The sequence below is a fragment of the Variovorax sp. F042 genome (assembly GCF_057814215.1).
Genome location: NZ_JBVASX010000001.1, coordinates 756,640 through 774,426, shown reverse-complemented (window position 1 = coordinate 774,426; position 17,787 = coordinate 756,640). Strand labels below are relative to the sequence as shown.

Sequence of the window (17,787 nt, the reverse complement as noted above, 5' to 3'; positions counted from 1 at the left end):
GTGCTGTCTCCCTATCATCCGGGGATGAGCTTCAAAGGCGTCGGTTGGCTGCTTGTCCTGCTTTTCGCAGCGCTTGTCTTTTTCCTCGCTGCGACGATGGCGTGGATTGCGGGGCTGGGATGGGTTCTGGGCCTGTTGTGCGCCGTATGGGGCGTCTTCCTGCTGGCAGAGCTGAAGCGGTGGGTGTCTCTGCGGGACGTGGCCTGGGCCGCCAATGTCGGCTTCGGCTGCAGCGTGATCCGGTGGTTCGACGTCCCGGGTGAAACTGCTTCCGGCCCGATGCGTCTGGCCCTGCTGGGTGCCGCTGCGCTGTGCCTGATTTTCTTTGCGCTGCTCAGCCCCGGACTGCTGGGATGGATTGCGAGCAGGCTTCGCCCACCGCCGGAGCCCGCGCTGCCTGTAGAGCAGCCTGCGAGCCCCGAGGCCCTGCGCAGGTGGGGTCCTAAAGACTGAGCCGTTCGACCCCGAGTCCTTCGAGGTCGATGCCCGGGTCCTGTCCAGCGATCAGGTCGCCCAGCACGCGCGCGCTGCCGCACGACAGCGCCCAGCCGCTCGACCCATGGCCGAGGTTGAGCCACACACCGGGAATGCCGCTGGCACCCAGCACCGGTGGACCGTCCGGCAGCATTGGCCGTGCGCCTTTCCATTGCTGCACGCCGGACTGCAGCGTGGCTGCGCCCGGGAACCAGTCGTGCAGCACCTTGTAGAGCGTTTGCACCGCGGCCGGGTTCATCGTGTCGAGCGAGCCGCCGATCTCGGCGCTGCCAGCCACCCGCACGCGCTGGCCCAGGCGGGAGATGGCGACCTTGTAGCGCTCGTCCATCACCGCGCTGCGCGGCGCGTTGAGCGGCTCGCGGATCGGCGCGCTCACCGAATGGCCGTAGACCGGGGCCATCGGGATGCGCAGGCCCAGCGGCCGCAGCAGCGCGGCCGAAGCCAGGCCGGCGCACACCACGACTGCGTCGTAGCGCACGGGGTCGGAGCCGCTCGCCAGCGACAGCGAGGTGGGCGCCGCGCGGCTCAGCGGCGCGATGTCGCAGTTGAAATGAAACTGCGCGCCGAACGACTCGGCCTCCCATTTGAGCAGCAGCGCGAACTGGCGGCAGTTGGCCACTTCGTCTTCGGGCAGGTGGATGGCGCCTGCCAGCGGGGTGTCGGGGTTGAGGGCGGGCTCGATCAGCCGGGCCTCGTCGGCGTCGATTTCCTTGAAGACGCTGCCCGCCGAGCGCAGCACCTCCAGCCCGGCTTGCACCAGTTTCTTGTCGCGCTTGGAACGCAGCAGCACCAGGTAGCCGTCGCTGCGTTCGTAGCTGAGCTCGCGCGCCTCGGTCACCTCGTGCAGTCGATTGCGACTGTAGAAGGCCAGGCGCTGCATGCGGGCGCGGTTGGCCAGGTAGGTTTCGAGCTTGCAGGCTTTCTGCCAGCGCGACAACCAGCCGAGATCGCGCGAGCCTAGCGGCCAGCGCAGCTTGATGGCGCCGTGCGAGGACAGCAGTGAGCGCAGCACCTTGCCGCGCATGCCGGGGGCGGCCCACGGCGTGACGTACCCGGGAGCGACCACGCCGGCGTTGGCGAAGCTGGCTTCTTCTGCGGCGGCGCCCCTGCGCTCGAACACGGTCACTTCATGGCCGTCGGAAACCAGTTCCCAGGCGGTGGTGACGCCGATGATGCCGGCGCCCACGATCGCGATTTTCATTGAATGTTCTGAATAAGAGAGATGGCTGACGCCCGTGAGGTGGGCCGTGTCAGCTGTTAATTTTGCAGCGCGCGCTCGGTCTGGAGTGCTACAGCAAGCACGGCGTCGTCGTGCAGCGCGGCATGCCACAGCATCAGGCCAACCGGCAGTTCGCCGTCGGCGTGGCAGGGCAGCGAGATCGCGCAGCCGTCGAGCATATTGATGATCGACGGGTTGCGCAGCAGCAATGCATTGACGCGGAAGAATTCGTCGTCACGCTCGGCGCCCGGCGCCACGCTGGCGATGGATGGTGCGGTGATCGGCACTGTCGGCGACAGCACGGCGTCGAACGGCGCGAGCGCGGTTTCGACTCGGGCGATCCAGTCGCGACGGGCATGGATCAGGTCGATGTATTCATGCGCTTTCATCGTGGCGCCGCGCAGGATGCGTTGGGCCACGCGTGGGTCGTAGCCTGCGCCGCTGCGCTCCAGCAGCAGGCGGTGCCAAGCGTGCGACTCGGCGGCCGAGAAGCCGCCGGTGGCATTGATGGTGGCCAACTCGGCGAGTTCGGGCAGTTCGATTTCCACGATGCGGGCGCCGGCTGCGCGGAGCGCCTTCAGCGAGCGCTCGAAGGCGGCGGCCACGGCGGGCTCGATGCCGTCGAAGAAGACGTTCTTCACCACGGCCAGCCTGTAGGCGGCCAGAGGGGCGTTGCCGGCGGTCACTCGCCGGGCCGCGAGGATCTCGTGCGCGGTGATGGCGTCGCGAACCGAGCGCGTCATGGCGCAAACGGTGTCCAGAGTGGTCGAGAGCGGCAGCGCGCCGTTGGCGGGCGTCAGCCGGGCCGTGTTCTTGAAGCCGACGATACCGTTCAGCGCCGCCGGGATGCGGATCGAGCCGCCGGTGTCGGAGCCCAGGCCGATGAACGCGGCCCCGCTGGCCACCGAGATCGCGGCGCCGGACGACGAGCCGCCCGGAACGCGCGGCGTAGCGGCGTCGCTCACGTTGGCTGGCGTGCCATGGTGAGGGTTGATGCCAACGCCCGAGAAAGCGAATTCCGTCATGTTGGTGCGGCCGGTCAGCACGCCGCCCGCGGCGCGCAGCCGCGCCACGGCGAAGGCGTCGGCCCTGGCGGCTGGTCCATGGGCCAGGACCACGGAGCCGGCGGGCGTTGGCTGGCCTTCGATGTCGAACAGGTCCTTGGCGGTGAAGGCGAGACCCGAAAGCCGGCTGTCGGGGTTCGACCCGGCGGCAGCCTGCCGGGCCTCGTCGAACATGGTGCGGGTGAAGACGTGCGCGCAGACCGGGGACTGGGCGATGCCGATGGCGCGCTCCATTTCGGTGCGTGCATCGGAGCCACCTGCCAGAAGGTCGAGACGGGTGGCGTGAAGGTCGTTCATGAGTGGAGGCAGAGGCCGTGCAAGCGGCTCGGGTTCAGGGAGGAAGGGGGCGACGGCCGTGCTATACTCTTTGGGTTTCGCTGGCTGAGCGACGGCTCCCGTTGCACCCAGTCAAACACATCCGCAAACCGGCCCAATCAAGGTGTTGTGACTCCATTCGAAAAGAGCACAAAACGGGCTGGATTTTAGACCCAACCTTTGGAGTAATTTCAATGTCTACCACCATGCGCGAAATGCTGGAAGCAGGTGTCCATTTCGGTCACCAAACCCGCTTCTGGAACCCCAAGATGGCCCCGTACATCTTCGGTCATCGCAACAAGATTCACATCATCAACCTGGAAAAGTCGCTCCCGATGTTCCAGGACGCGATGAAGTACGCCAAGCAGCTCACCGCCAACCGCGGCACGATCCTGATGGTCGGCACGAAGCGCCAGGCCCGTGAAATCGTGGCGGCAGAAGCCCGTCGCGCCGGCGTGCCCTTCGTCGACACCCGCTGGCTCGGCGGCATGCTGACCAACTTCAAGACCGTCAAGACCTCGATCAAGCGTCTGAAGGACATGAAGGCCCAGCAGGAAGCCGGCCTCGACTCGCTGAGCAAGAAGGAGCAGCTGACCTTCTCGCGCGAAATCGAGAAGCTCGAAAAGGACATCGGCGGCATCCAGGATATGGCCGCGCTGCCCGACGCCATCTTCGTGATCGACGTGGGCTTCCACAAGATCGCCGTGGCCGAAGCCAAGAAGCTCGGCATTCCGCTGATCGGCGTGGTTGACTCCAACCACTCGCCCGAAGGCATCGACTACGTGATCCCTGGCAACGACGACTCGTCGAAGGCTGTCACGCTGTACGCCCGCGGCATCGCCGACGCGATCATCGAAGGCCGCAACAGCGCCACCGGTGACGTGGTCAAGGCCATCGCCGAAGGCAATGGCGACGAATTCGTCGAAGTCGAAGAAGGCGCTTCGGCCTGATTGGCGCGCCTGCGAGCCTGAAGAAGGGGCTTTGGTGCCCCTTTTTTTTAACCTGATTTTTGGATTTACGGAGATACCACAAATGGCTGCAATCACCGCAAGCATGGTCGGCGAACTGCGCGCAAAGACCGACGCGCCGATGATGGAGTGCAAGAAGGCCCTGACGGAGGCCGACGGCAACATGGAAAAGGCCGAAGAGCTGCTGCGCATCAAGCTCGGCAACAAGGCTGGCAAGGCATCGGGTCGCATCACCGCTGAAGGCGTGGTCACGGCTTTTGTCGACGGCGCTGCCGGCGGCATGATCGAAATCAACTGCGAAACCGACTTCGTCACCAAGAACGACAGCTTCCTGGCCCTGGCCAACGCCGCCGCCATGCTGGTCGCGAAGAACAACCCCGCGGACATCGCTGCGCTGGGCGCACTCGCCTATGAGCAAGACGGCTTCGGCCCCACGCTCGAAGACGTGCGCAAGGGCCTGATCGGCAAGATCGGCGAGAACATGAGCTTCCGCCGCTTCAAGCACTTCGCTGGCAACGGCAAGCTGGCTTCGTACCTGCACGGCACGCGCATCGGCGTGATGGTCGAGTTCGAAGGCGACGACACGTCGGCCAAGGACGTGGCGATGCACATCGCCGCCATGAAGCCGGTCGCCATCCAGGCATCGGACGTGCCTGCCGACCTGATCGAAAAAGAGCGCGCAGTTGCCAAGGGCAAGGCCGACGAAGACCGCAAGACCGCCGAAGCCGAGGGCAAGAAGCCGCAGCCGGACGACATCGTTGCCAAGCGCATCGAAGGCGGCGTGCAGAAGTTCCTCAAGGAAGTCTCGCTGCACAACCAGCCGTTCGTGAAGAACGACAAGCAGACCGTCGAGCAGATGCTCAAGGCCGCCAGCACCACGATCAAGGGCTTCACCCTTTACGTGGTCGGCGAAGGCATTGAGAAGAAAGTTGACGACTTCGCAGCCGAGGTGGCCGCGCAAGTTGCAGCGGCCAAGGCTGCTGCTTAAGCCTTTAAGGCTCAACGGCGGTGCGCCCACGCGCGCCGCCGTTTTTTCATCGCTACGTTTTACACTCGTCCCAGTCCAACCAAAGGAAATTGCCCATGTCTGATGCCCGCCCAGCCCACAAGCGAATCTTGTTGAAGCTGTCGGGAGAGGCGTTGATGGGCGATGACGCCTTCGGCATCAACCGCGCGACCATCGTGCGAATGGTGCAGGAGGTGGCCGAGGTCGTGAACATGGGCGTGCAGGTGGCGGTCGTGATCGGTGGAGGCAACATCTTCCGCGGCGTCGCGGGGGGCTCGGTCGGCATGGACCGCGCCACGGCCGACTACATGGGCATGCTGGCCACGGTCATGAACTCGCTGGCGCTGGCCGATGCAATGGACAAACAGGGCCTCGTGGCTCGTGTGATGTCCGCCATTGCCATCGAGCAGGTGGTCGAGCCCTATGTGCGCCCCAAGGCCCTGCAGTACCTCGAAGAGGGTAAGGTCGTGGTGTTCGCAGCCGGCACGGGTAACCCGTTCTTCACCACCGACACGGCCGCTGCGCTGCGCGGTGCCGAGATCGGTGCCGAACTGGTGCTCAAGGCGACCAAGGTCGACGGCGTCTACACCGCCGATCCCAAGACCAACCCCGACGCAACGCGCTATGTCTCGCTCAGCTTCGACGAGGCGATCGCAAAGAATCTCGGCATCATGGACGCCACGGCCTTTGCGCTGTGCCGCGACCAGAAGCTGCCGATCAAGGTGTTCTCGATTCTCAAGAACGGCGCATTCAAGCGCGTCGTCATGGGCGAGGACGAGGGCACGCTGGTGCATGCCTAGGAGTATTTGAGATGACCATTGCAGATATCCGCAATGCGACCGACGCGAAGATGAATCAGTCGCTCGCCGCATTCCAGAACAACCTTACGAAGATCCGTACCGGCCGCGCCAACTCTGCGCTGCTCGACTCGATCCATGTCGAGTACTACGGCTCGCAGGTGCCGTTGAGCCAGGTGGCCAACGTGTCGGTGCTCGATTCGCGCACCATCAGCGTCCAGCCTTGGGAAAAGGGCATGGGCGCCAAGATCGAGAAGGCCATCCGCGAAAGCGACCTGGGCCTGAACCCCGCCTCCATGGGCGACCTGATCCGCGTGCCGCTGCCCGCCATGAGCGAAGAGCGCCGCAAGGAAATGACCAAGCTGGTCCGCAACGAAGGCGAAACCGCCAAGGTCGCCACGCGTAACCTGCGCCGCGATGCGAACGAGTCGGTCAAGAAGCTGGTCAAGGACAAGCTGGCGTCGGAAGACGACCAGAAGCGCGCCGAGGCCGAGATCCAGAAGGTCACCGACCGCCACATCGCGGAAATCGACCGCCTGGTCGCGGCCAAGGAAGCGGAGATCATGGCCGTTTGAGGCCTGTCATGGCCTCTTCAGCGCCACGCATTCCCCACCACGTTGCCATCGTCATGGACGGCAACGGCCGTTGGGCCACGCGGCGCTTCCTGCCCCGCGTCGCGGGGCACAAGCAGGGTGTCGAATCGCTGCGCCGCTGCGTCAGGGCCTGTGCCGACCGCGGCGTGGGCGTGCTCACGGTGTTCGCGTTTTCGTCCGAGAACTGGAACCGTCCCGTCGAGGAAGTCTCCGGCCTCATGGACCTGATGGTCGGTGCACTCGCCCGCGAGGTGCCCAAGCTCAGCGCCGATGGCGTGCGGCTGCATTTCGTCGGCGAACGGGCCGGCCTGTCGCCGAAGATGGTGAAGGGCCTGGTCGACGCCGAGCTGGCCACGGCGCACAACACGCGCATGGTGCTCAACGTCTGCTTCAACTACGGCGGCCGCTGGGACATCGCGCAGGCCGCCGCCAGGCTGGTGGCGCAGGGCGATGCGATCACCGAGGCGAGCCTCGACCGCGCCATGGCCCTGGCCCATGTGCCCGACCCCGACCTGTTCATCCGCACGGGCGGCGAGCAACGGTTGTCCAACTTCCTGCTCTGGCAGAGTGCCTACGCCGAGCTTTTCTTCAGCGACAAGCTGTGGCCCGAATTCGACGAAGCTGCGCTGGACGAGGCCATTGCCGCGTTCCAGGGCCGTGAGCGGCGCTTCGGCCAAACCTCGGCACAGGTCAAGACCGCCACGGCCTGAGGGCCTGACAACCTCCCGCATGCTCAAACAACGCATCCTCACGGCGATCGTGCTGCTCGCGATCCTGCTGCCAGCGCTGTTCTATCGAAACTACATCCCCTTCGCCTGCGTCATGCTGGTGTTGATCGGCGCTGGCGCCTGGGAGTGGGGGCGTCTGAATGGATACGGCCAACGGCTGTCGGTGTTTCTCGGCGTTGAAACGGTGGTGCTGTGCGCGCTGTCCTGGTGGCTGGGGCTGCTGGAGCAGCCGTTGGTCTTGATGTGGACCCTGGCCAGTGCGGCCTGGGTGCTGGGCGGCGCAGCGCTGCTGCGAGTGGCGGTGCCGGGCTGGCCCCGTATTCCGCGCGGGCTGCGGTTGGTCGGCGGTTTGCTGGCGCTGTGGGTGGCATGGCTCGCTGCAGTGCAGGCACGCATGATCGGCATCAACTTCCTGCTGTCGATCCTGGTGCTGGTGTGGGTGGCCGACGTGTTCGCCTATTTCGCCGGCCGCGCCTTCGGCCTGAAGTTCACCCGCAACAAGCTCGCGCCCGCGATCAGTCCCGGCAAGAGCTGGGAAGGTGTGTGGGGCGGAATGATCGGCGTGGTGGTGCTGGCCTTTGCCTGGGTCTGGGCCGACAAGGCCACCGGCGCGACCGTGGCCAGCCTCTATACCCGTCTCAACGAGCGGGGCTGGTGGCTTTTGCTGCTCGCCGCGCTGTTCCTCGCGGCCATGAGCGTCGTGGGTGACCTCGTCGAATCTCTCATCAAGCGCAGCGCCGGCGCCAAGGACAGCAGCCGGCTGCTGCCCGGCCACGGCGGCGTCCTCGACCGCGTGGATGCCCTCTTGCCGGCGCTTCCCATTGCCATGATGCTGGCTTTCCTGTGAACACACCCAGAAGACAACGCGTCACGGTGCTCGGCTCGACCGGTTCGGTCGGCGTGAGCACGCTCGACGTCATTTCGCGGCACCTCGAGCGTTTCGAGGTGTTTGCCCTTTCGGCGGCTACCAAGGTCGACGAGTTGCTGGCGCAGTGCGCTCAGTTCTCGCCCCGGTTCGCCGTGATGGCCAGTGCGCCGCATGCTGCGTTGCTGGCTGAAAAGTTGAAGCAAAACAGCCTGAAAACGGTTGTTCTGGCGAGCGATGATGCTCTCGAAACGATAGCGTCTCACGACGAAGTCGATGCTGTGATGGCCGCCATCGTCGGTGCGGCGGGCCTTGGCCCTTGCCTGGCCGCCGCGCGCGCCGGCAAGCGGCTGCTGCTGGCCAACAAGGAAGCGCTGGTCGTCGGCGGCGAACTCTTCATGCGTACCGTGCGCGAAGGCGGCGCGACGTTGCTGCCTATCGATAGTGAGCATTCGGCCATCTTCCAGTCGCTGCCTGAAGACCCGTCCACCTGGGCGCGGCGTATCGACAAGATCATCCTGACCGCATCGGGTGGCCCGTTCCGCACTCGTGCGCCGGAAACCCTGGGTACGGTGACGCCCGAACAGGCCTGCGCCCATCCGAACTGGGTCATGGGCCGCAAGATTTCGGTCGACTCGGCCACCATGATGAACAAGGCCCTCGAAGTGATCGAGGCACGTCACCTGTTCGGCGTCGCGCCTGATCAGATCGAGGTCGTCATTCATCCGCAGAGCGTGGTGCACTCGATGGTGCAGTTCACCGATGCTTCGGTCATCGCCCAGCTCGGCACGCCCGACATGCGGGTGCCGATCGCGGTGGGCCTGGCTTGGCCTGAGCGCATTGAGAGCGGTGCGGCGCGGCTCGACTTCCGCCAAATGGCCTCGTTGACTTTCGATGCGCCCGACGCAGCACTCTTTCCCGGACTGGGCCTGGCATGGCACGCGCTGCGCGCCGCGCCGGGCACGACGGCGGTGCTCAATGCCGCCAATGAGGTCGCAGTTGAAGCTTTCCTGAACCGCCGCCTGCGTTTTGATTGCATACATGCGGTCAACATGGAAACTTTGGAAAGGGTCGCCCCCTCCAAGCCGGCATCGCTGGCCGACCTGCTGGCGATCGATGCCAGCGCCCGCGCGGCGGCCAATGCCGCGGCGCTGCGTTTCGCAGCCTGACCTGACGACCCTCCGTAGAGACCAAGGACCCCGATGCTGCTCACTGTCATAGCCTTTGTGGTCGCACTCGGTGTCCTGATCGCGGTGCACGAATACGGACACTACCGCGTGGCTGTTGCCTGCGGCGTCAAGGTGGAGCGCTTCTCCGTCGGATTCGGCAAGGCGCTGCTGCGCTGGCAGCCCAAGCGCCAGCATCCGGGGCAACAGACCGAGTTCGTCATCGGTGCATTCCCGTTCGGCGGCTACGTCAAGATGCTCGACGAGCGCGAGGGGCCGGTCGCGCCTGAAGAGCGCCATCGCGCCTTCAACACCCAGCCTTTGCGTTCCCGAGCGGCCATTGTTGCGGCGGGGCCGATCGCCAATCTGCTGCTGGCTGTCGTGCTTTACACGGCCGTCAACTGGATCGGCGTGCAGGAGCCGGTCGCCAAGCTCGCGCGGCCGGTGGCCGCCTCTCTGGCCGAAGCGGCGGGCCTGCGCGGCGGCGAGCACATCACGCAAGCGGGCTTCGATGGCGACCTGTCGCCGGTCCAGTCCTTCGAGGATCTGCGCTGGCGCATGACGCGTGGCGCGCTCGATGGCCATGACCTGACGCTCGAAGTCGCAGGGGAACCCGGCCGGCCTGCGCGCCAGCTGGTGCTGCCGCTGAGCCGCATGGAGACCAAGGACGCCGATCCGCAGATGTTCCGCAAGATCGGCGTCGTCGCACCCCTGACCCGGCCTGAGATCGGCGAAGTCATGGCGGGTAGTGCGGCGGAAAGCGCCGGCCTGCGCAACGGCGATGTGGTGCGCGCCATCGGCGACACGGCCATCGTCGACGGGCAGCAGCTGCGCGAGGTGATCCGGGCGTCGGTCGATGGTGACCAGCCGCGCACCCAGGCCTGGCAGGTCGAGCGCGGCGGCCAGCCGCTCAAGATCGACGTGAAGCCCGAGGTGCGGGAGGAGGGCGGCGTCAAGGTGGGGCGCATCGGCGCCTACGTTGGTGCGCCGCCCGAAATGGTGACGGTGCGCCAGGGGCTGGTCGACGGTGTCTGGCGTGGTGTGGTGCGCACCTGGGAGGTGTCCGCGCTGACCGTGCGCATGATGGGCAAGATGGTCATCGGCGAGGCTTCGCTCAAGAACCTGAGCGGTCCGCTCACGATTGCCGACTACGCTGGCAAGTCCGCAAGCCTCGGTTTTACTCAGTATCTGGTCTTCCTGGCGCTCATCAGCGTGAGCCTCGGAGTCCTCAATCTCATGCCGCTGCCGGTCCTCGATGGGGGACACCTGATGTATTATCTTTGGGAGGGCCTGACCGGCAAGAGCGTCTCCGACGCTTGGATGGAACGGCTTCAGCGCGGGGGTGTGGCCCTGCTGCTGGTCATGATGTCGGTCGCACTCTTCAACGACGTCACACGGCTCTTTGGTTAACTTTCTGCCCGGCCCTTTCCGTGCCGGCTCAATTCTCAGATGAACAAAAACTTCAGTCGCTTTCGCCTGCGTAGCGTTGCCGCGGTGGTTGCCAGTGCGCTCGCAGCCACGGCAGCCTGGGCCGTAGAGCCTTTCACGGTGCGCGACATTCGCGTCGAAGGTCTGCAACGCGTCGAAGCCGGTACGATCTTCGCGTCGCTGCCGCTGCGCGTGGGCGATACCTACAGCGACGAGCGCGGTTCCGCCGCCATCCGTGCGCTGTTCGACCTGGGGTTGTTCAAGGATGTGCGCATCGACGTGAACGGCAACGTACTGGTGGTGATCGTCGAAGAGCGACCGACCATTGCAGACGTCGATTTCGTCGGCACCAAGGAATTCGACAAGGCCGCGCTGCAGAAGGCGCTGCGCGAAGTCGGCCTGACCGATGGCCGTCCCTACGACAAGGCACTGGCTGACCGCGCCGAGCAGGAGCTCAAGCGCCAGTACGTGAGCCGCAGTCTCTACAACGCGCAGGTCGTGACCACTGTCACGCCTATCGAGCGCAACCGCGTCAACCTGACCTTCACCGTGACCGAAGGCGAGTCGGCCCGTATCCGCGAAGTGCACGTGGTCGGCAACAAGGCCTTCAGCGAATCGACGCTGCTGAGCCTGTTCGATCAGGACAGCGGCGGTTTCATGAGCTGGTACACCAAGTCGAACCAGTATTCGCGCGCCAAGCTCAACGCCGACCTCGAAACGCTGCGCTCGTACTACATCACCCGCGGCTACCTCGAGTTCCGCATCGACTCGACCCAGGTCGCCATTTCGCCGGACCGCAAGGACCTGACGGTGACCGTGAATATCAGCGAAGGCGAGAAGTTCGTGGTGTCGAGCGTCAAGCTCGACGGCAACTACCTCGGCCGCGACGACGAGTTCAAGTCGCTCATCACCATCAAGCCGGGCGAGCCCTACAACGGCGAGCAGGTCACCGAGACCACCAAGGCCTTCAACGACTATTTCGGCACCTTCGGCTATGCGTTCGCACGCGTGCAGGCGCGCCCCGACATCGATCGCGCGAACAACCGCGTGGCGCTCACGCTGCAGGCCGAGCCCTCGCGCCGCGTGTACGTGCGTCGCGTCTCGGTGGGCGGCAACAACAAGACCCGCGACGAAGTCATCCGTCGCGAGTTCCGCCAGTACGAAGCCTCCTGGTACGACGGCGACAAGATCAAGCTGTCGCGCGACCGCGTGGACCGTCTGGGCTTCTTCACTGAAGTGAACGTCGAAACGCAGGAAGTGCCCGGCTCGCCCGACCAGGTGGACCTGACCGTCAACGTGGCTGAAAAGCCCACCGGCAGCCTGCAACTCGGCGCCGGCTACTCGAGCGCCGAAAAGGTCGCGCTGACCTTCGGTATCTCGCAGGAAAACGTGTTCGGCTCGGGTAACTTCCTGGGCGTGCAGGTCAACACCAGCAAGTACAACCGTACGCTGTCGGTGACCACGACCGACCCTTACTTCACGCCGGACGGCATCTCGCGCACGATCAGCCTCTACCACACCACGACGCGCCCGTATCAGACCTCCACCGATGGCGACTACAAACTGGTGAATCAGGGCGCTTCCATCCGCTTTGGCGTGCCGTTCAGCGAAGTCGATACCGTCTTCTTCGGCATCGGTCTCGAGCGCTATGCGTTCGATCCCAACAGTTCGACTGCATTCTCCGGTCTGTACACGCCGCCGTCTTACCTTGCCTATTTCCAGTGCCAGAAGGATGCCACGGGCCTGCTGGTGGTCAGCTGTGATCAGAAGAGCGTCTGGGGTGTTCCGCTGAGCGTCGGCTGGGGCCGTGACAGTCGCGACAGCGCGCTGATCCCGACCACGGGCCGTCTGCAGCGCGCCAACCTCGAAGTGGGCGCGGCCGGGGACATGAAGTACATCAAGACGAACTACCAATACCAGCAGTTCTTCGCGATCAGCAAGCAGTACACCTTCTCGATCAACGGCGAAGTCGGCTATGCCAAGGCGCTCGGCAACAAGGTCTACCCGATCTTCAAGAACTTCTATGCCGGTGGCCTGGGTTCCGTCCGTGGCTTCGAGCAGAACTCGCTGGGGCCGCGCGATGCCCCTCTGTTCCTCCAGAGCGAAGGTGCAGCCCTCGGTGGCACCAAGAAGGCGGTCTTCAATGCCGAACTGAGCACGCCGTTCCCGGGTGCCGGCAATGACCGCACGCTGCGCTTGTACGGCTTCTTCGACGCCGGCAACGTGTTCGGTACGCGTGCCGCTGGCGTGACCGACGAGCAATGGAAGGCCGAGAAGAAGTTGCGCGCGTCGGTCGGCCTGGGCGTCAGTTGGATTTCACCGCTGGGCCCGCTGCGTCTTGCTTATGCCTTCCCAGTCAGGTCCCAGAAGGAAGTGGGGCAGCCGTTTACAGCCGGGTATATCCCGAAGGATAGAATTCAGCGCCTCCAATTCCAGATCGGAACGTCTTTCTAAATGAAGCATTTGATTCGCGCTGCGGCAGGCGCGTTGTTGATTCCCGCTCTCGCATTCGCTGCGGTGCCCGCCCAGGCGCAGGAAACCTTTCGCATCGGTTTCGTAAACCCGGACCGCGTGCTGCGCGAGGCGCAGCCGGCCAAGACTGCCCAGGCGAAGCTCGAAGCCGAATTCCTGAAGCGCGAGAAGGACCTGACCGCACAAGGCGACGCCCTGAAGGCGGCTTCTGAGAAGTTCGAGCGCGAGGCGCCCACCCTGTCGGAAAGCCAGCGGGTCACGCGCCAGCGCGCGCTGGTCGACCAGGACCGCGACTTCCAGCGCAAGCGCCGTGAATTCCAGGAAGACCTGAACGCGCGCAAGAACGAAGAGCTCCAGCAAGTCTACGAGCGTGCCAACCGCGTGGTGAAGCAGGTGGCCGAGGCCGAGAAGTACGACGCCATCCTGCAGGAAGCGATCTACATCAATCCGAAGCACGACATCACCGACAAGGTGATCAAGGCGCTGAACGCGTCGGTCGGCTCTCCTGCGCCCGCGGCCGGCAAGTAACGCCGCGAACCGGCGTGTCACTGCAGCTCGGAGCCATCGTTGACGCCCTTGGGGGCGAGCTTCATGGCGATGCGGCGCTGTCCATCGAGCGGCTTGCGCCGCTGCAGAATGCACAGCCCGATGCGCTCAGCTTCCTGAGCCATCCCAAATACCAGCAGGAACTGGCGGCCTCGAAGGCCGCCTGCGTGATCGTCTCGCCCGCCATGCGCGAGGCGGCCGCGGCGCGTGGCGCTTTCATCGTCACGCCCGATCCATATTTCTACTTTGCCCGCCTGACGCAGCTCTGGAAGGCGCATCACGCGCGTCCGGAGGCCGACCGCATCCATCCCAGCGCGGTGATCCACGCCGAGGCGCAGGTCGACGCCACGGCGCGCATCGGTGCGCTGTGCGTGGTGGAGCGGGGCGCACGCATCGGCGCGGGCACGGTGCTGAAGTCGCGCGTGACGGTCAGTGAAGACTGCTTCATCGGCGAGCGCTGCCTGCTGCACCCTGGCGTGGTCATCGGCGCTGACGGCTTCGGCCTCGCGCCGCACGAGGGGCGCTGGGTCAAGATCGAGCAACTGGGTGCGGTGCGCATCGGCAACGACGTCGAAATCGGCGCCAACACCTGCATCGACCGCGGCGCGCTCGACGACACCGTGATCGAAGACGGCGTGAAGCTCGACAACCTGATCCAGATCGGCCACAACGTGCGCGTCGGCAAGAACACCGCCATGGCGGGTTGCGTCGGCGTGGCTGGCAGCGCCACCATTGGTGCCAATTGCACCTTTGGCGGCGGCGCCATCGTGCTGGGCCATCTGACAGTGGCCGACGGCGTGCACATATCCGCCGCGACCGTGGTCACCCGGTCAATTCACAAGGCCGGCCAGTACACCGGTATGTTTCCCATCGATGACAATGCGAGCTGGGAAAAAAATGCGGCAACGCTCAAGCAGTTGCACAGCCTGCGCGAACGACTGAAGGCGCTGGAGAAAGCTCCCTCGAAAAAATGACGACGATGCAGGAACAGAAAATCATGACGACGACGCTCGATATCCATCAAATCCTCAAGCTGCTGCCCCACCGATACCCGTTCCTGCTGGTGGACCGCGTGCTCGACATGGAAAAGGGCAAGCGCATCACCGCGCTCAAGAACGTGACGATGAACGAGCCGTTCTTCAACGGCCACTTTCCGCATCGCCCGGTGATGCCGGGCGTGCTGATGCTCGAAGCCATGGCCCAGGCCGCGGCCCTGCTGTCGTTCCATTCGCTCGACATCGTGCCGGACGACAACACCGTCTACTACTTTGCCGCCATCGACGGCGCGCGCTTCAAGCGCCCGGTGGAACCCGGCGACCAGCTGACGCTCGAAGTCGAAATCGAGCGCATGAAGGCGGGCATTTCCAAGTTCAAGGGCCGGGCCCTGGTGGGCAGCGAACTCGCCTGCGAGGCGACGCTGATGTGCGCCATGCGCCAGATCAGCTGACCCGGCCGCAGCCAGTCGTTTCACAAGGCATGACCCAGGTTCATTCGACAGCACTCGTCGACCCCAAGGCACAACTCGACGCCTCGGTGTCGGTCGGGCCCTATACCGTGATCGGCCCGCACGTGCGGGTGGGCGCGGGTACCACCATCGGCGCGCACTGCGTGATCGAAGGGCGCACGACCATCGGGCGCGACAACCGGATCTTCCAGTTCTCGTCTCTCGGCGCCATACCGCAGGACAAGAAGTACGCCGGCGAGCCGACTGAGCTCGTCATCGGCGACCGCAACGTGATCCGCGAGTTCTGCACCTTCAACCTCGGCGTGCCGGGCGCGGGGGGCGTGACGCGCGTGGGCAGCGACAACTGGATCATGGCGTACACGCACATCGCGCACGACTGCCGTGTCGACAACCACACCACGCTGTCCAACAACACCACGCTGGCGGGGCATGTGCACCTGGCCGACTGGGTCACGGTCGGCGGGCTCACGGGCATTCACCAGTTCGTTTCGATCGGTGCCCACGCCATGCTTGGCTTTGCCAGCGCTGTCACGCAAGATGTGCCGCCCTTCATGCTGGTCGACGGTAATCCGCTGGCTGTGCGCGGCTTCAATGTCGTCGGCCTGCGTCGGCGCGACTTTTCCGCCGAGAGGCTCGCGGCGGTGAAGCAGATGCACCGCCTGCTGTATCGCCAGGGCAAGACGCTCGAAGAGGCGCGCGCGGGCATCGCCGCGCTCGCGACGGAAATGCCGGAAGCGGCAGGTGACGTCGCGCTGATGGAAGCCTTCCTCGCCAACTCGACGCGCGGCATCGCGCGCTGACGTGACGGCGATGCAGAAGGACGAACAGCGACGTTTCGCGCTGGTCGCAGGTGAAGCCTCCGGCGACCTGCTGGCGGGGCTGCTGCTCGACGGCCTCCAGGCTCGTTGGCCCGATCTCCAGACCGCCGGCATCGGCGGCCCCCGCATGCTGGCCCACGGCTTCCAGAGCTGGTGGCCCCAGGAAAAGCTCGCGGTGCGCGGCTACATCGAGGTGCTGCGGCATTACGCCGAGATCGCCGGCATTCGCCGCAAGCTCAAGGCCCGACTGCTGCAGGAGCGCCCCGGACTCTTCATCGGCGTCGACGCGCCCGATTTCAACCTCGACCTCGAGGCCGGCCTGCGCAGCCACGGCATGAAGACGGTGCACTTCGTCTGCCCGTCGATCTGGGCCTGGCGGCCGGAGCGCATCGAGAAGATCCGGGCGGCGGCTGATCATGTCTTGTGCATCTTCCCGTTCGAGCCTGCATTGCTGGCGGAGCACGGCGTGGCCGCGAGCTATGTCGGCCATCCCATCGCCAATGTGATCCCGATGACGCCCGACCGCGCCGCCGCACGCGCCGCGCTAGGCCTGGTGCCTGATGCGCAGGTCGTCGCCTTGCTGCCGGGCAGCCGCCGCTCGGAAATTCGCTACCTGGCCGCACGTTTCTTCGCTGCAGCCGCACTGATGCAGAAGGTGCGCCCGGACCTCCAGTTCGTGGCCCCCATCCTGCCGGGCCTGCGCGCCGAGGTTGAGGCCCTGCTGCAGGCCAGCGGCATGGCCGGGCGCGTGAAGTTGCTCGATGGCCAGTCGCACGCCGCGCTGGCCGCCTGCGACGCCACGCTGATCGCCAGCGGCACCGCCACGCTCGAGGCGGCTCTGTTCAAGCGGCCGATGGTCATCGCCTACAACATGAATGCGCTGTCGTGGCGTTTCATGCAACGCAAGCAGTTGCAGCCGTGGGTCGGCTTGCCCAACATCCTGTGTCGCGAGTTCGTGGTGCCGGAGTTGCTGCAGGAAGCCGCCACGCCCGAGGCGCTGGCCCAGGCCACACTGGCCTGGCTCGATGCGCCCGGGAAAACGCAAGCCTTGCAACAAAGATTTTCAGAGCTGCATGTGCAATTGCAGCGCGATACGCCGACACTTTGCGCCGATGCGATCCAGAAAGTTCTTGAAGGCTGAGCAGGCCCCGCTGGTGTGGGACGCACCGGGGCTGATGGCGGGCGTCGACGAGGCGGGGCGAGGTCCCCTGGCCGGCCCGGTGGTGGCTGCGGCCGTGATCCTCGACGACCTGCGGCCGATTCGCGGCCTGGCCGATTCCAAGACTCTCACGGCCCTGCAGCGCGAACGCTTGCATGACCAGATCCTGGCGAAGGCGCTGTGCTGTTCCATCGCGCAGGCCACCGTCGAAGAGATCGACACCCACAACATCCTGCAGGCCACCATGCTCGCGATGCGTCGCGCGGTCGAGGGGCTGCGGCTGAAGCCCGTCAAGGTGCTGGTCGACGGCAATCGCCTGCCCACGCTCGACGTGCTGGCCGAAGCCATCGTCAAGGGCGATTCGCGGGTGAAGGCCATTTCCGCTGCCTCGATCCTGGCGAAAGTGCACCGCGACCGACTGTGCGAGCAGTTGCATGCCGAATTTCCGCATTACGGCTTTGCCGGCCACAAGGGCTACGGCACACCCGAACACCTGGAAGCGCTGCAGCGCCATGGCGCCTGTGTGCACCACCGCAGGTCGTTCAGCCCGGTGGCCGCGGCGCTCGCCCGCACGGGCGGCGTCTTGAATGTGGTGCTGCCGGCCGAATCTGAGCAGCCGGCGATGATGATCGGCGCCGTCGAGGCCGTGCGCCTCGATGATCTCCGCGCTGCCCCCTGAACCT

At 65.3% G+C, this 17,787-nt stretch carries 18 protein-coding genes; 16 read left to right on the top strand and 2 right to left on the bottom strand.

What is annotated here, in order from left to right; all coding sequences use genetic code 11:
- Positions 1–24 precede the first annotated feature (24 nt).
- Positions 25–453, top strand: coding sequence for a hypothetical protein (locus ACZYSP_RS03745; protein WP_093073869.1), 429 nt, complete (start codon positions 25–27; stop codon positions 451–453).
- On the opposite strand, the gene ACZYSP_RS03740 is transcribed toward ACZYSP_RS03745, so the two are convergent.
- Positions 443–1,696: a D-amino acid dehydrogenase gene (locus ACZYSP_RS03740; RefSeq protein ID WP_093056539.1), complete on the bottom strand. Its 1,254-nt coding sequence runs from the start codon at positions 1,694–1,696 to the stop codon at positions 443–445. The two genes, ACZYSP_RS03745 and ACZYSP_RS03740, sit on opposite strands and share 11 nt — an antisense overlap.
- A 56-nt stretch (positions 1,697–1,752) precedes the next feature.
- A complete protein-coding gene (locus tag ACZYSP_RS03735; RefSeq protein WP_093073871.1) occupies positions 1,753–3,075 on the bottom strand; it encodes an amidase in 1,323 nt (440 codons plus the stop codon).
- A 212-nt stretch (positions 3,076–3,287) separates the two neighbouring features.
- Here ACZYSP_RS03735 and rpsB point away from each other — a divergent pair, with 212 nt between their 5' ends.
- The 15 genes from rpsB to rnhB all read left to right on the top strand — a co-directional run bounded on the left by rpsB (position 3,288) and on the right by rnhB (position 17,783).
- Positions 3,288–4,043 carry a 30S ribosomal protein S2 gene (rpsB, locus tag ACZYSP_RS03730; protein ID WP_093056541.1) on the top strand — a complete coding sequence of 252 codons (756 nt, stop codon included), beginning with the start codon at positions 3,288–3,290 and terminating at the stop codon, positions 4,041–4,043.
- Between the two features lie 82 nt (positions 4,044–4,125).
- The gene (gene tsf, locus ACZYSP_RS03725; protein WP_093056542.1) at positions 4,126–5,049 is read left to right on the top strand and encodes a translation elongation factor Ts; all 924 of its coding nucleotides are present in this window, start codon (positions 4,126–4,128) and stop codon (positions 5,047–5,049) included.
- Positions 5,050–5,144: 95 nt separating this feature from the next.
- Positions 5,145–5,867, top strand: coding sequence for a UMP kinase (gene pyrH, locus ACZYSP_RS03720; protein WP_093056543.1), 723 nt, complete (start codon positions 5,145–5,147; stop codon positions 5,865–5,867).
- 11 nt (positions 5,868–5,878) lie between these two features.
- Positions 5,879–6,439 carry a ribosome recycling factor gene (frr, locus tag ACZYSP_RS03715; RefSeq protein WP_093056544.1) on the top strand — a complete coding sequence of 187 codons (561 nt, stop codon included), beginning with the start codon at positions 5,879–5,881 and terminating at the stop codon, positions 6,437–6,439.
- Between the two features lie 8 nt (positions 6,440–6,447).
- Positions 6,448–7,167, top strand: a complete 720-nt coding sequence (uppS, locus tag ACZYSP_RS03710) for a polyprenyl diphosphate synthase (RefSeq protein WP_093073873.1) — start codon at positions 6,448–6,450, stop codon at positions 7,165–7,167.
- A 19-nt stretch (positions 7,168–7,186) separates the two neighbouring features.
- Positions 7,187–8,032 (top strand): phosphatidate cytidylyltransferase, encoded by an 846-nt coding sequence (locus ACZYSP_RS03705; protein ID WP_093056546.1) that lies wholly within the window; start codon positions 7,187–7,189, stop codon positions 8,030–8,032.
- The gene (ispC, locus tag ACZYSP_RS03700; RefSeq protein ID WP_093073875.1) at positions 8,029–9,219 is read left to right on the top strand and encodes a 1-deoxy-D-xylulose-5-phosphate reductoisomerase; all 1,191 of its coding nucleotides are present in this window, start codon (positions 8,029–8,031) and stop codon (positions 9,217–9,219) included. The genes ACZYSP_RS03705 and ispC overlap by 4 nt, the downstream gene beginning before the upstream one ends.
- A 33-nt stretch (positions 9,220–9,252) precedes the next feature.
- Complete coding sequence (gene rseP, locus ACZYSP_RS03695) at positions 9,253–10,626, top strand: RIP metalloprotease RseP (protein ID WP_093073877.1); 1,374 nt, start codon at positions 9,253–9,255, stop codon at positions 10,624–10,626.
- Between the two features lie 39 nt (positions 10,627–10,665).
- Entirely contained in the window at positions 10,666–13,098 is a 2,433-nt protein-coding gene (gene bamA / locus ACZYSP_RS03690) for an outer membrane protein assembly factor BamA (RefSeq protein ID WP_093073879.1), read from the top strand.
- Complete coding sequence (locus tag ACZYSP_RS03685; protein WP_093056550.1) at positions 13,099–13,644, top strand: OmpH/Skp family outer membrane protein; 546 nt, start codon at positions 13,099–13,101, stop codon at positions 13,642–13,644.
- 14 nt (positions 13,645–13,658) lie between these two features.
- On the top strand, positions 13,659–14,636 hold the full coding sequence (lpxD, locus tag ACZYSP_RS03680; protein ID WP_093073881.1) for a UDP-3-O-(3-hydroxymyristoyl)glucosamine N-acyltransferase: 978 nt from the start codon (positions 13,659–13,661) through the stop codon (positions 14,634–14,636).
- 23 nt (positions 14,637–14,659) lie between these two features.
- A complete protein-coding gene (gene fabZ / locus ACZYSP_RS03675) occupies positions 14,660–15,109 on the top strand; it encodes a 3-hydroxyacyl-ACP dehydratase FabZ (protein WP_013541729.1) in 450 nt (149 codons plus the stop codon).
- A gap of 29 nt (positions 15,110–15,138) precedes the next feature.
- Complete coding sequence (gene lpxA, locus ACZYSP_RS03670; RefSeq protein WP_093073883.1) at positions 15,139–15,927, top strand: acyl-ACP--UDP-N-acetylglucosamine O-acyltransferase; 789 nt, start codon at positions 15,139–15,141, stop codon at positions 15,925–15,927.
- 10 nt (positions 15,928–15,937) lie between these two features.
- On the top strand, positions 15,938–17,086 hold the full coding sequence (gene lpxB, locus ACZYSP_RS03665; protein WP_093075161.1) for a lipid-A-disaccharide synthase: 1,149 nt from the start codon (positions 15,938–15,940) through the stop codon (positions 17,084–17,086).
- Entirely contained in the window at positions 17,058–17,783 is a 726-nt protein-coding gene (gene rnhB / locus ACZYSP_RS03660) for a ribonuclease HII (protein WP_093075158.1), read from the top strand. The genes lpxB and rnhB overlap by 29 nt, the downstream gene beginning before the upstream one ends.
- The last annotated feature ends 4 nt before the right edge of the window (positions 17,784–17,787 follow it).

Bases quoted from the DNA above. Each gene is read 5' to 3' on its own strand.
- fabZ (WP_013541729.1), top strand. From the start codon at position 14,660: ATGACGACGACGCTCGATATCCATCAAATCCTCAAGCTGCTGCCCCAC.
- ACZYSP_RS03735 (WP_093073871.1), bottom strand. From the start codon at position 3,075: ATGAACGACCTTCACGCCACCCGTCTCGACCTTCTGGCAGGTGGCTCC.
- lpxB (WP_093075161.1), top strand. From the start codon at position 15,938: ATGCAGAAGGACGAACAGCGACGTTTCGCGCTGGTCGCAGGTGAAGCC.
- rnhB (WP_093075158.1), top strand. From the start codon at position 17,058: ATGCGATCCAGAAAGTTCTTGAAGGCTGAGCAGGCCCCGCTGGTGTGG.
- rpsB (WP_093056541.1), top strand. From the start codon at position 3,288: ATGTCTACCACCATGCGCGAAATGCTGGAAGCAGGTGTCCATTTCGGT.
- ACZYSP_RS03685 (WP_093056550.1), top strand. From the start codon at position 13,099: ATGAAGCATTTGATTCGCGCTGCGGCAGGCGCGTTGTTGATTCCCGCT.
- pyrH (WP_093056543.1), top strand. From the start codon at position 5,145: ATGTCTGATGCCCGCCCAGCCCACAAGCGAATCTTGTTGAAGCTGTCG.
- rseP (WP_093073877.1), top strand. From the start codon at position 9,253: ATGCTGCTCACTGTCATAGCCTTTGTGGTCGCACTCGGTGTCCTGATC.
- ACZYSP_RS03705 (WP_093056546.1), top strand. From the start codon at position 7,187: ATGCTCAAACAACGCATCCTCACGGCGATCGTGCTGCTCGCGATCCTG.
- tsf (WP_093056542.1), top strand. From the start codon at position 4,126: ATGGCTGCAATCACCGCAAGCATGGTCGGCGAACTGCGCGCAAAGACC.
- frr (WP_093056544.1), top strand. From the start codon at position 5,879: ATGACCATTGCAGATATCCGCAATGCGACCGACGCGAAGATGAATCAG.
- bamA (WP_093073879.1), top strand. From the start codon at position 10,666: ATGAACAAAAACTTCAGTCGCTTTCGCCTGCGTAGCGTTGCCGCGGTG.
- uppS (WP_093073873.1), top strand. From the start codon at position 6,448: ATGGCCTCTTCAGCGCCACGCATTCCCCACCACGTTGCCATCGTCATG.
- lpxA (WP_093073883.1), top strand. From the start codon at position 15,139: ATGACCCAGGTTCATTCGACAGCACTCGTCGACCCCAAGGCACAACTC.
- ACZYSP_RS03740 (WP_093056539.1), bottom strand. From the start codon at position 1,696: ATGAAAATCGCGATCGTGGGCGCCGGCATCATCGGCGTCACCACCGCC.
- ACZYSP_RS03745 (WP_093073869.1), top strand. From the start codon at position 25: ATGAGCTTCAAAGGCGTCGGTTGGCTGCTTGTCCTGCTTTTCGCAGCG.